A 12,578-nucleotide genomic window follows, 5' to 3' on the forward strand; every position below is an offset into this window, starting at 1 on the left:
ACAATTGCCAACAGTCAACAGTCAACAGTCAACTAACTTGCTGGTTGCTGATATTTATTCAACAAAGCTGCAAAACGTTTGTAATCAAAAGGCTTCCTCAAATACTCCGCAGCCCCCAACTTAAAACCCTGATTTTTGTCGTCCAAAAAAGTCATCATAATCACCGGAATATCAGCCAAATCAGGGTCTGCTTTCAAAGCAGAAAGTACCGTCCAGCCATCCATGCTTGGCATCATTACGTCCAGAGTAATCGCATCGGGCCGCAACTCCTTAGCTAACAGCAGCCCCCCTTCACCGCTAGCGGAGGAATGCACTTGAAAACCCTGTTTGGACAAGCAGCGAGTCATTAAATCCCGTGTGTCTGGATCGTCGTCAATTACCAGCACTGTAGAATTTGGTTCTAGGGAAATAGCCGCTCTCACTTCTTCCGTGTTTTCGTCTTCTACTACATCTATTTCCGAATATAAATCAGACTCATTTTCTAATTCTCGATCGCCCCCAGCTTCTGTTTCGATTTTAACTACCACCGGCAACCGGATAGTAAAAGTAGAACCGCTTTGAAACTCGCTCTCAACAGTAATATCACCGCCCATCATCTGGCAAAACTTCTTGCTAATGATTAGCCCCAAACCAGTACCGCCGTACTTGCGAGTAGTAGAGTCATCCGCTTGGGAAAAAGCCCCGAACAGATTCATCATCTGATCCTCAGTCATACCAATGCCTGTATCCCTGACTTGAAACACGATCGACTGCGGGTGAAACCTAGACTCAACATTGAGTTTTTCCTCGGAATTTTGACAAGGAAAAACCGCCATTTCTTCCTTCCAAACACTAATCGTAATTTGACCACGATTAGTAAACTTAGCAGCATTACTAGCCAAATTCAGCAGCGCTTGCCGCACTTTGGCAGAATCAGCCCGCATCGTACCCAGATTGGGCGGGCAATCCACCACCAGAGTATTACTATTTTTCAGCGCCAGGGGTTTAACAGTAGTTACCACTTCTTCCACCACATTTGACACCAAGAAAGTCTCCAAAAACAGAGTCATCTTTCCCGCCTCAATTTTAGAAATATCCAGGATGTCGCTAATAATACCTAGCAACTGCTTGCCTGCTATATTAATGCTGGCTAAATCCATCACAAAATCTTCTTCGCCTAGTTCCTGAGCCTCTTCTTGCAGCAACTCACTATAGCCGAGAATCGCATTTAAAGGTGTTCGCAATTCGTGGGTCATATTTGCCAAAAATGTACTTTTAGCCCGGTTGGCGGCTTCGGCAGCGTCCTTAGCGATTTCTAATTCCCGGCTACGTTCCTCTAGCTGTTGGCTACGGACTTCCAAGCCGTTGAGCAAACTGCTAATTTGCTGTGCCATTGTATTGAGAGTAGAAGATAGCACGCCGATCGCGTCATTAGAAATAATCGGCGATCGAGCCGTCAAATCACCGCTGGCAATCATGGACGCAGTTTTTCGCAGCCAGCCAATCTTCCTAATCAGTGCCGAAACCGACACCAAAGCAACTACGCCGGCGATCGAACTCAAAATCCAAGCCCCGATCAGCCAACGCTGAGTGCGGCTCACCACCCCCAAAGTCTGCTGCACTAGCACCGTCATTACTTCGTCAGAAACTCCCCCTGCCACTGAAACTGATTTAATCGCCAGCACATTGTTTTGCATCTCCGTAATACCGCTCCACCCGATGCCCACAGCCATCCAAGTTATCAATACCAAGATCGTAAACAGCCCGATCAAAGAAGCGCGAGTTCCCACCGATATCTGCTTGGAAACCAGTGCTGCCGCCCAAGGATAATTTTTGAGGAAAGGATCGGGACTCACCGATGCGCCAGAATTCCAGATCTCATCAATTTGACCATCTAACCTCACCTTCCCAATGCGCACTGTTTTCCAGGTATGCTGCGTTTTGGCATCTATTTTCACCATGCCGGAGGGTGCGGCAAACTCAATATTTTTAGCAGCATCCCTCACTTTTGTTACTTCTATCGAACCCGCTTTTTCTACTGCTTTTTTCCACAGATAAACGCTCAAATAAGCAGCTTCGATGGGGTCATCTGTCACTCGATCTTGCCCATATTTTTCTTTATAGGCTTTCACAAATTCACGATTTTCTGGTGTATCGACTGTTTGAAAATAGTTCCAAACTACCAAATGGCCCGCAATGTTTTCAGGTCCGATCGCCCGTACTTCTTCCTCTGCTACACTTACCGACATCACCGGCAACTGATCCGCCGTCACTCCCGCTTCCCGCAGCTTTTGGAAAAAAGCCACATTGCTATCGCCGTTGAGAGTGTTCAGAATGGCATCGGGTTTTACTGCTAGAATATGGGCGATCGCCTCATCAACATTCCTCGAACCCAGTGGCAGATAAACTTCCCCCACCAACACCCCGGAGAGTGCCGCCAGTTGAGCTTTCACAATCTGATTTGCCGTGCGCGGAAAAATATAATCCGAACCCAGGAGAAAAATTTTCCGCTTCGACAGTCCCAGCAAGTAATCCACCCCAGGTACAATCTGTTGATTGGGAGCAGCACCAGTGTAGAAAATGTGCCGAGACTGTTCGAGTCCTTCGTACTGTAACGGATAAAACAGCAACCCATTGAACTCCTCGAACACTGGAAGTACCGCTTTGCGACTGGCAGAAGTCCAGCATCCAAATACTACCGCCACCCGTTCTTCTAGGAGTAATTGCTTAGCTTTTTGAGCAAAAGTTTGCAAATCGCTTGCGCCATCTGCGATAACTGCTTCCACTGGGTGTCCGAGCACTCCTCCGCTGGCATTAATTTCCTCAACAGCTAGCAGCGTCGCATCTTTAACTGAAATTCCGCTGACAGACATGGTGCCCGTCAGCGAATGCAACACGCCTATTTTTATTGGCTGGCGATCGGTGGCGGCTGCTTTCAAGGGATTACTGCTCCTTGCTCCCATAGGGTTTTACATACTTTTTACTAACTTATAAATTTTAGTTCTATCTGGGACCGTCGATCGGGGAATGCTAACTGTTCTTTTCTAAATTGTTTAACCCTAGCTTAACAAAACTTTGCAATTGGTACAGCATCTCGATCTGTAACTAGCTGGTATTTTGCCCCAGGGACGGTCAAGTGCCACTCGCCCTCAAACCTTTGCCGCAATCTCCCTTCAGACAGATAGACATAACCCTTACTTCTCTTAGTATTAATCTATGCTTAGATTGCATCTAAACACATTTAAAATATTTGTGTCAAACAAAAGGATGAAGGCTAATGAATATTGAAGAAAATGCAACCGTGACAGCCACCAGTAACAAAGTCAGTTTACCTAAATCCAAACAGGAATTACTCGCCGAGCAAAGCGAAAAAGCCCTTGGGCAACAGAAACAAGACAATGCTAACACGATGCGTGCTGTGGAACAGTTGAAAGAAGAAATGCAGCACAAAATCGATGAAGAATGTCCTCACCATACATAGCATGAGGCAGGCAGCAGGCAGAAGGTGCAAGGAGTGGGTTTATCCTGTCACGAAGTCGAAGCGATCGGCAACCGCGTTAGCAAGCAGGAATAAGCCAGAAGGTGTGGGCAAGAGAGTATCTTGCTCGCACCTATTTTTGAGTGCAAAATTTAGAAGGAGAATTTTCAGGAAATTCATCCTCCCTCAATTTTCCCATCAAACATCAAAAAAAATCGATGGACTTCTTTCTACCTACAGAGGGAGTGCAAATAAGAGAGTCAATCAATATTATTAATTTAAGTAGAAACTGTAAAGCTAAATACAGACAAGGAGAAACCAATGAGTATTGAAGATAGAGCCAAGGCAACTGCCAAAAACATCGAAGGTGCAGCTCAAGAAACTATTGGCAATGTTACTGGCGATCCCAAGGATAAAGCTGAAGGCAAAGCCAAGCAAAAACAAGCTGAAACCAGCCATGCAGTCGAAGACGCAAAAGATGCCGTCAAAGACGTAATAGACAAAGCGTAACATTTGGTTTGGTGAAAGGGTCTCAATCTCAGACCCTTTCAACTCTTCAAAATTGTTTTAAATAGGAGGAAAAAAAAGTGAGTTTATTTGAGCAAAGTCGCAAAATAATTGTTGGACTACTCTTGGTTTTAGTGCTCAGTTTTACCACAGCTTGCACCCCAAGCGTTTCAGCTCAAAAACCGATGAATACACCTGTAGCCATTGGTGGCAGTCAGGGTAATTACGCGCAGCTAGAACAGGGGAATACCGCAGCAGGTCAAGATTTTGGTCAATGGGTAACAAAGACGGCTAAGGGACTGGTTCAAGATGCTTATGTGCGCGACAACAACAAGCTGGGAGTTGTGATTACCCCCCAAGTCCGCCCTACAGAAGTCAAGGATTTGGCGAAATCTTTAGCACAAGGTTTTCACAAGAATTTTCCTAATCAAGATGTAAGTGTCTTGGTGTATGCGCCAGATAAAAAACTGATTTTGACTGCCAAGTATGACCAGCAATCAAATCAAATAGAATACAAGTCTTGACCGAATTAGTCAGTTACAAATCTCGCCAATCTGTAGTTTAATCTACCGCTAATTATTGGCAAAAAAGTCTCTACGTGAGACACAGATGTTGTCTAGATGGGAAAAAAACACGATGAGTACCAGCGATAATTACAAACGTCAAATCATGAGCGATTTGGCAAGTGGCGATCGAGAAATGATGCCAGAAACATCCGGGGAAGAATACGAAAATTTTGACGATTTTGCTCAACGAACTTCGCCGGCTGAGCGGAAACAATTATTTGGTAATTCTCTGAATCACGACTCGTTGCCGCCGGCGCAATTGGAACCGGAATTGCAAAAAGCGATCGCCCAAATTAAACCAAACGAACGGGATGACGTGGCGCGGGAATTTTTCAAGCAATTGAGCAAGAGAGGATTGAACGATCGCACCTTGGAACAACAGCTAGGGCTTTCTACTCACCACGCTAGCCGGATGAATGCTGACGATGTTACCAAATTAGCCTCGTTTACCTATCACAATCACCCGGATATTTTCCGAGAAGTGTTAGCCGAACAACCTAGTTTGATGAAGTTTTTAGGAAATCCAGTGGTGGCTGGTATTTTGGGAATAGTTGCTGCTAAGTGGCTCAACAACCGCAAATAGTCTGGTTTTCAAACAAGCCTAAAAGTTAAAGCCAATAAAGGGCGATCGTCAGTGCGATCGCCCTTTAATATTTTATACCAAAATCACCAAATTCTACCCCTTAATTCGTGTTACTAAAAGCAATGCTTTGAGCCGAAGATGCCCAATTCCCCATGCCCAATTCCCAATCCCCAATTCCCAATCCCCAATGCCCAATTCCCGATGCCCCCTGCTCAATTCCCAATTCGCAATGTAGGATTAAGTCTTGCCGTGAATTAGCAAAAAAAAAGATGAAGATATCCTCTATTTGGCGAAAACTCCGCCACCAGCAAGCCCTGGGCTTTAGTGTACTGTTAGCAGTTTGCCTCGTATTCATCGGTTGTTCCCCCGCCCAGTCAGCCGGTGGTAATCCAGTCGATCCCAAGTTAAAAGAGCAAGTCTTGCAAATCATCCGCGAAAACCCGCAAGCAATTTTGGAATCGGTACAAGCATATCAGCAACAACAGCAAGAGACTCTCAAAGCAGCGCAGCAGTCATTTTTGCAGGAGATGAAAACTACTCCTAAATCTGCCATCGGCGATTCTCCCAGTACCGGTGCCACCTCGCAACAGATTGTACTGTTAGAATTTTCCGATTTTCAATGTCCGTTTTGCGCCCGCGCTCACGATACTGTCAAGCAGTTTATGGCAAAACACCAGGACAAAGTTACTTTAGCCTACAAACATTTTCCCTTGACTTCCATTCACCCTCAAGCCCTACCAGCAGCTAAAGCAGCCTGGGCTGCCCAACAGCAGGGTAAATTCTGGGAATATTACAATGCTTTGTTTGAGGGACAAAAACAGTTAGGTGAGGAATTGTACGGATCTATCGCCCAAAAACTCAATCTGAAATTAGATAAATTCAACAGCGATCGCAACAGTCCCGCCGCCGAAGCCGCCATTGGGAAAGACGTGCAACTAGCTCAAAAGTTGGGTATAGAAGGCACTCCATTCTTTATCATGAACGGCAAAACCTTCTCAGGGGCGATCGAGCTTGCTGAAATGGAAAGCATTCTCGCTAGTATCTCCAAATAGTCAGACAAGGGGAAGGGGTAAACTTTCGGGTGCCAATCTCACAGCAGAGCCTTTCAAGATGCGTTCCCAGGCTCCAACCTGGGAACAATAAACAAACGAGTCCATATTTCATCTCAACCATAGACAATAACAGCTTATAGCGAAATCAAACGGGACTTTTAGCGACTTCATGTATTATAAGATACAGATTTATACATTTTTAACCTTAAATATAGGGTTTATATGCAAACTATGACCGATGTAACAGCTCGAAATGACCGAAAGTAATTTGGTCACAAGCCCCGTTACAGGCGGGATCAATACTAAAATCAAAATTCCATGACAGACTCCAATGGACAACTCAAGCCTACTCTTGGACTGATAGGAATTACGATTAACGCGATGGCGTTGATTGCACCGGGCGCTTTTCTGTGGACGACTTATCAATTGCAAGCCCCGCCGGATTCGGCTAAAAATATGTGGGCCGCGATCGCCCTAGCAACTGCGATCGCCCTACTAACCGCAAGTTGTTATGCAACTCTTTCTAAAGCTTACCCAGAAGCTGGTGCGGGCAGTTCCTACTACTATGCCGAAGCAGCAATCTTAGCAAAAGAAGAACACAAACACTTTCGTTTGGCGCGTTTGGCAAAGTTTGTCACAGGCTGGGCAGCACACTTGTATTACTGGGTGTATCCCGGAATTATGATTAGCTTCATGGGAACCCTGGTCGTTTACATCGGCCAGTTGTTTAACCCGGATTTTGCAGGGGATTGGTTCAGCAAAGCCTTAATTTGCTTTATCTTCACGGGGCTGGTGGGCAGTGTTGCGCTCATGGGCGTTACCGGTTCGACGCTGATTAATATCATCATCAACATTGTCCAAATTAGCTCTCTCACCTTCCTGGGATTGTTGATGATTGTTTACCGATTGGGTCATCCAAATGTGAATTACGAACACGCAAATGCCTTGAGCGTTGTGGTTCCTCACGATTTATCGGGATTGATTTATCAGGCGACGATCGCTATTCTTTTACTGGTGGGATTTGAATCGGCAACAGCGATGGCCGGTGAAGCTATTAATCCTCAGCGTGATATTCCTCGTGGTGTAATTCTCTCTTTATTTATTCAGGCTTGTATATGCTATTTTTTTGAGTATTTCGCTGCTAATTTTTTTATCGGCGACCAATACACTGCAACTGTTGACGGCAAAACTGTGACAGGATTTGCAGCAGCATTATCCTCCGGTGCGCCGATCGGCGATATAGCGAAAATTTTGGGGGATACGCTGCTGTTTGGCAACGGATTTCTGCTGCAAGTGACGATCGCCAGCACAGTCGTCATGGCATTGATCGGGACGGCGCTATCGTCGCTGTCAACGGGTGTTCGGATTAGTTATGCCATGGGGAGCGATCGCGAATTGCCGTCCGTATTCGGCTTTTTACACGGGCGCTACAACACGCCTCATATCGGGATTTACTTTCTGAGTGGACTCTCGGCTTTGATTGGTGCTTATGCAGTGCAGAGTGTGGATAACGTCACGATTGTTACCTTAGTTTCTAACATCGGCACGTTTATGCTCTACGGAATTACCTGCGGAGTGACGCTAGTTGCTACTCTAGAGCATTTGCTAGATGAGGAACACAACCCAATCAAAACTGTGGTGATTCCTATTTTGGGTTTAGTCATGAATTTACTCATGGTTTGTGGCATTTTCTACTACGGTTTGACTGGAGTGGGTAGTGCCAAAACAAATTCTCTGACTGCGATCGGGATTTCGATCGCCTTCTTTGTTGGAGGATTTGCTTACCTGATTGGAGACAGCTTAATCAAAGGCAAACCCCTGTTTTTGCCATCGGATCTGAATCATCCTATGCGCGATGGTGTCCCTTCTTCTAAATCTAGATAGGTACTTAAAATCTATGCAATTAGTTCTTGCCATTATCCAGCCTGGTAAATTGGATTCCGTCAAGGAAGCTTTAGTCAAACTGGGCATTCAGGGAATGACTGTCACCGGTGCGAAAGGATTTGGGCGACAAAAAGGCAGACCCCTGGCTTTTTTGGGGTTGCTAGATATGGAAGGCAAACCTTTTACGGTTGACTTTCTTCCTAAAGTCAGAATTGAAATTGTCGTGAACGATGATATAGTCGATGCGGTTGTCGATACAATTGTGGCAGCGGCGAAAACAGGAACGGTTGGAGATGGTAAATTGTTTGTCATTCCGGTAAGCCGAGCAATTCGCATTCGCACCGGCGAAGAAAATGAAGCTGCTTTGACAATCGAAGAACCTGCAACGCTGAGCGATTCGCGCAAAAATAAATGATTCAATCTTTGTTGCTTTTTGTAGTAGCTGGAGTTTGCGAAATTGGCGGTGGCTATTTGTTTTGGCTGTGGTTGCGGGAAGGTAAAAGCCCTTGGTTAGCTGTAATTGGGGTGGTTATTTTGGGAGTTTACGGGGTGGTTCCAACGCTACAACCGGCTACTTTTGGGCGGGCGTATGCAGCTTACGGTGGTGTTTTTATTGTGCTGTCGATTCTGTGGGGCTGGATTGTCGATCGCGTTGCTCCTGATAAATACGATTTACTCGGAGGATGGATTGCTTTACTTGGTGTTTTGGTGATTATGTACGCACCTCGCCGTTAGTTACTTAGCATCATTCGGCGGTTGAAACCGCTTCTTGTCCTAGGAAGTCTGCCTCCGCAGACTAAGAGCCCGCTGGTAACTTAAGCCTGCGGACTCTTTTTTGTCAATTTTTGCTAACAATCAGATTTTTTCATGGTTGCTTTTTTCCAAAAATATGTAAAATAGTAGTGAAAGATACAGAAAAAACTAAATTATTAGCATCTAGCCATGTTTAATACGATATTGAGCCAGCAGCGACAAGTCCTGGGAACGTTTTCTAGCCGTGAAGACGCCGGACAAGCCCTCGATTGTCTTGTTTTTTCAGGCTTTCCATTGGCGCAGGTGTTCTTGCTGGGGCCTAGCTGCGAGGAAGGACAAAATTCTTTAAATCTTCCCTGTGACTCGTTGGGGGCGATCGCAGGGACTGCAACTGGACTCAAGAAAGGAATGTTTCTGGGCAATTGGCTTGGCGGTGCTACCGGGCTGATGTTGGGAATGGGACTCCTGGCGCTTCCAGGGGTGGGTCAAGTCATGTTGTCTGGGGCGATCGGCTTTACGCTGTTGAGCGGTGGCATTGGCACGGCTGCGGGCGGATTGATGGGGGCTTTAATTGGATTGGGGCTGACTTCAGAGCAAGCTAAAGCCTATCAGCAGCAGATTTCTCAGGGCAGCATTTTACTAATCGTCGAAGGAAGCGGACAAGAGGTCGATCGGGCTAAATACTTACTCGCAAAATCGATCGTCTAAACTTTATCCCTGCGTACCTTTAACGGCAATCGAGCTACACAAAATGCTGGTGCGATCAGGAACGATGGTGTGGCAACCATTACTAACAGTACGTTTTCTGCCAACACCGCAGCCAACTTTGGCGCAATCAGAAATGGTGGCACTCTCAATCTCAGCAGCAGCACTCTGACTCTCAATACTGCCACGAATCAAGGCGGCGGTATTTTCAACACTAATGTGGCAAATGTCCGCAACACCATCATTGCTGGCAACACGGCCCCTTTAAACCCCGATGTAGACGGTACATTTACCAGTCAGGGCAATAACTTAATTGGAAATAGTGGTGCTGGTACTGGTTTCACGAATGGTGTTAATGGCGACCAAGTAGGCACTGCTGGCACTCCCATTAATCCGAATCTCGGAGCACTGGCAAATAACGGTGGCCCCACGCAAACTCACGCACCGAATCTAGGTAGTCCCGCGATCGACAGGGGTAACAGCGCGATCGCACTTACCACGGATCAGCGTAACTTAACCAGGGTTTCTGGTAGCAATGTTGACATCGGCGCTGTGGAACTACAGCAGACTGTCAGCATCACCGCACTAGATAATTCTGCCTCGGAAACTCCTATTGATGCAGGCACTTTCCGCATCAGTCGCAGTGCTAGCACAGTCGGTAATTTGACGGTGAATCTTGCCATTGATGCCAGCAGCACCGCCATTGCCGCTGACTACAATCTGAGTAGTACCTTTCCCGTCACTATTCCCAACGGACAGAGCTTTGTGGATGTGATTCTCACCCCGGTGGATGACGCAATACCGGAGTTGGCAGAGACGCTGCGACTGAATTTGGTAAATGGGAATTATACGATCGCACCAGCCAGCGGCAATGCTACGGTGACAATTACAGCCAATGACTCGATTAACGGCGGTAAGGATGAAGACAGTTTACTGGGCGGTGCTGGGGACAATTGGCTGTTTGGAGATGAGGGGAATGATACTTTAATTGGAGGTACTGGGAGCGATCGATTTATCTTAGGTATCGACAACGGCCGCGAGACTATTTTAGACTTTCAAAGTGGCAGGGATGCGATCGGCTTAATTGGCGGTTTAAGTTTTTCGCAATTGAGCATTAATGTAGAAAATAATTCTACTTTAATCCGAGTTACCAGTTCCGGTCAATTGTTAGCTACTCTCACCAATGTGTCCACAGGACTGATTAATGCTACGGATTTTGCAATCCTGTAAGTAGTTGAATCAAGGGATCTCCATTTCGGTTGTATCGGAATTATTAAACCACAGAGGACACAGAGGACACAGATAGATTCAGGGCTGGTCGATAATCCCAAACACGCGGCGATCGGGCAAAATATCCTGCAATGTGTTGTTAAAAATTAACGATTTTATTGATAAATGTTAAATATTGTAAAATAACATCAACAAAGTAGTATTATGAGGTAATATTCGGTCAAAATTAGTACCATCCTTGACTCGAACGAGAGTATTTGTAACTATGCCTATTTCTCGTCGAACTTTTCTCACAGGAGCGATCGCCACCTCTTTCGCTCTACCTATCACCGGCAATTTATGGGCACAAACTGCTCGACCCATGATGCCCCGCAATACTGGCATCTATCGATTTAAGTTGGGAAACTTCAACCTGATTTCGATTAGCGATGGAACATTGAGCGTTCCCGCAGCAATCTTTGCTAGCAATGCCGCACCAGAAGAGTTTAATCGGGTGTTGCAGCAAGGTTTTCAAGGGGAAAAGCTCACCCTAGATTGTAATGTTCTGTTGGTGGATACCGGACAGAACAAAGTTTTAATCGATACAGGCAGTGGCTTGTTGAATGGAGCAACAGTGGGCAAGTTAATCGACAACTTGCAGCAGGCACTGATTAAACCGAGCGATATTACTGCGGTGATTTTGACCCACGCCCATGGCGATCATGTGGGTGGTTTGAATGGCAAAAGTGGGTTAACATTTCCTAATGCCCGGTATTTTATCGGCAAACAAGAGTGGAATTTTTGGACTGGGAGTTCGGTGGATTTACCCAAGTTTGGGGGGCCGGCCGAGATGAAAAAGCAGATGATTGAGATTGCTAAAACTCAGTTAGGTTTGATTCGCGATCGCGTTACTCAATTTGATGTTAACCAAGAGTTTTTGCCGGGATTTACAGCCATTCCTGCCTACGGTCATACACCCGGTCACGTTGCGATTAGAATTGCATCGGGGAATGCGGTGATGGTACATACGGCCGATACGGTTCATACTAATACAATTAACCTGTGGAATCCAAGCTGGAAACCGATTTTTGATGCCGATCGCGAGATGGCGGTCACAACTCGCCAAGCGGTACTGGAAAAAATTGCGCGCGATCGCACGTTAATGTTTGCCTATCATTTTCCTTATCCCGGCATTGGATATTTGCGCGATCGCGATCGGGGTGGATTTGATTGGCAACCTGTCAACTGGCAATTTGAAAGTTAATTCTGCTGTTAACAATTCAGGTTTTTTAAACAGTTTTCCAAAATCCTCAATTGTTGGTTGTCGCTCCACCTCAAAATGCTCTACACGATCCTTTTTCGTAACAACTAAAGTAAGCCCCTTAGCGTAATTGTCGCTACATCATGGCTCTGCAAAATGCGCCCTTAATTGGTTGCCCACTCCAGGAACGTCATTAAAGATAGGCAAAAAGATCGGCAAAAAGTTAGCTTAATAAAAGCTGTAACCTATAATATAAAAACATTTTTTCAGAATGGCGGGATTAGTCCAGTTTTGCGAGTTTTTTCTAGAAACTTGCATTGATCAGATTGATTTCATGACAGAGCTTTTGGAACCCACGCAACTCTTAAATCGAATTGAAGCGAATGTGGCGATCGCGATAAAGCAGCGATCGCTCTTGCCAGGAAGTTTTGCGTTATTGAAAGCAGCTTTTTTGGAGGGAGAAATTGCGCGAGGGCGTGCGGCAGCTATCGCGGGGTATCAGGAAAGACAGGCGCGATCGGGGTGGATTTGATTGGCAACCTATCAACTGGCAATTTGAAAGTTAATTCTGCTTGCGGGAATAATACAGAGGTTATCTGCT

The 12,578-nt window shown here is 45.8% G+C and carries 13 protein-coding genes; 12 read left to right on the forward strand and 1 reads right to left on the reverse strand.

The window, feature by feature from the left end; translation table 11 throughout:
- Nucleotides 1-32: 32 nt before the first annotated feature.
- Complete coding sequence (gene urtA, locus AAFP11_RS02290; RefSeq protein ID WP_341735560.1) at nt 33-2,942, reverse strand: urea ABC transporter substrate-binding protein; 2,910 nt, start codon at nt 2,940-2,942, stop codon at nt 33-35.
- A 314-nt stretch (nt 2,943-3,256) separates the two neighbouring features.
- On the opposite strand from urtA, the gene AAFP11_RS02295 reads away from it, so the two are divergent.
- The 12 genes from AAFP11_RS02295 to AAFP11_RS02350 all read left to right on the forward strand — a co-directional run bounded on the left by AAFP11_RS02295 (nt 3,257) and on the right by AAFP11_RS02350 (nt 12,509).
- Nucleotides 3,257-3,460: a hypothetical protein gene (locus AAFP11_RS02295; protein ID WP_341735561.1), complete on the forward strand. Its 204-nt coding sequence runs from the start codon at nt 3,257-3,259 to the stop codon at nt 3,458-3,460.
- Nucleotides 3,461-3,778: 318 nt separating this feature from the next.
- Complete coding sequence (locus tag AAFP11_RS02300; RefSeq protein ID WP_341735562.1) at nt 3,779-3,967, forward strand: CsbD family protein; 189 nt, start codon at nt 3,779-3,781, stop codon at nt 3,965-3,967.
- 77 nt (nt 3,968-4,044) lie between these two features.
- Nucleotides 4,045-4,488 carry a hypothetical protein gene (locus tag AAFP11_RS02305; RefSeq protein ID WP_341735563.1) on the forward strand — a complete coding sequence of 148 codons (444 nt, stop codon included), beginning with the start codon at nt 4,045-4,047 and terminating at the stop codon, nt 4,486-4,488.
- A gap of 112 nt (nt 4,489-4,600) precedes the next feature.
- Nucleotides 4,601-5,113, forward strand: coding sequence for a hypothetical protein (locus tag AAFP11_RS02310; RefSeq protein ID WP_341735564.1), 513 nt, complete (start codon nt 4,601-4,603; stop codon nt 5,111-5,113).
- A 269-nt stretch (nt 5,114-5,382) separates the two neighbouring features.
- Nucleotides 5,383-6,165: a DsbA family protein gene (locus AAFP11_RS02315; RefSeq protein ID WP_341735565.1), complete on the forward strand. Its 783-nt coding sequence runs from the start codon at nt 5,383-5,385 to the stop codon at nt 6,163-6,165.
- Between the two features lie 318 nt (nt 6,166-6,483).
- Entirely contained in the window at nt 6,484-8,049 is a 1,566-nt protein-coding gene (locus AAFP11_RS02320) for an APC family permease (protein WP_341735566.1), read from the forward strand.
- Between the two features lie 13 nt (nt 8,050-8,062).
- Complete coding sequence (locus AAFP11_RS02325) at nt 8,063-8,464, forward strand: P-II family nitrogen regulator (RefSeq protein WP_341735567.1); 402 nt, start codon at nt 8,063-8,065, stop codon at nt 8,462-8,464.
- On the forward strand, nt 8,461-8,784 hold the full coding sequence (locus tag AAFP11_RS02330) for a YnfA family protein (RefSeq protein WP_341735568.1): 324 nt from the start codon (nt 8,461-8,463) through the stop codon (nt 8,782-8,784). Before AAFP11_RS02325 ends, AAFP11_RS02330 begins: the two co-directional genes overlap by 4 nt.
- A 207-nt stretch (nt 8,785-8,991) precedes the next feature.
- On the forward strand, nt 8,992-9,510 hold the full coding sequence (locus tag AAFP11_RS02335; protein ID WP_341735569.1) for a hypothetical protein: 519 nt from the start codon (nt 8,992-8,994) through the stop codon (nt 9,508-9,510).
- A gap of 69 nt (nt 9,511-9,579) precedes the next feature.
- On the forward strand, nt 9,580-10,737 hold the full coding sequence (locus tag AAFP11_RS02340) for a choice-of-anchor Q domain-containing protein (RefSeq protein ID WP_341735570.1): 1,158 nt from the start codon (nt 9,580-9,582) through the stop codon (nt 10,735-10,737).
- A gap of 265 nt (nt 10,738-11,002) precedes the next feature.
- On the forward strand, nt 11,003-11,980 hold the full coding sequence (locus AAFP11_RS02345; RefSeq protein WP_341735571.1) for an MBL fold metallo-hydrolase: 978 nt from the start codon (nt 11,003-11,005) through the stop codon (nt 11,978-11,980).
- A 331-nt stretch (nt 11,981-12,311) separates the two neighbouring features.
- Entirely contained in the window at nt 12,312-12,509 is a 198-nt protein-coding gene (locus AAFP11_RS02350; RefSeq protein WP_340523377.1) for a hypothetical protein, read from the forward strand.
- Nucleotides 12,510-12,578: the final 69 nt, after the last annotated feature.

It is taken from the genome of Microcoleus sp. CAWBG640 (assembly GCF_020883015.1).
Classification (GTDB): domain Bacteria; phylum Cyanobacteriota; class Cyanobacteriia; order Cyanobacteriales; family Microcoleaceae; genus Microcoleus; species Microcoleus anatoxicus.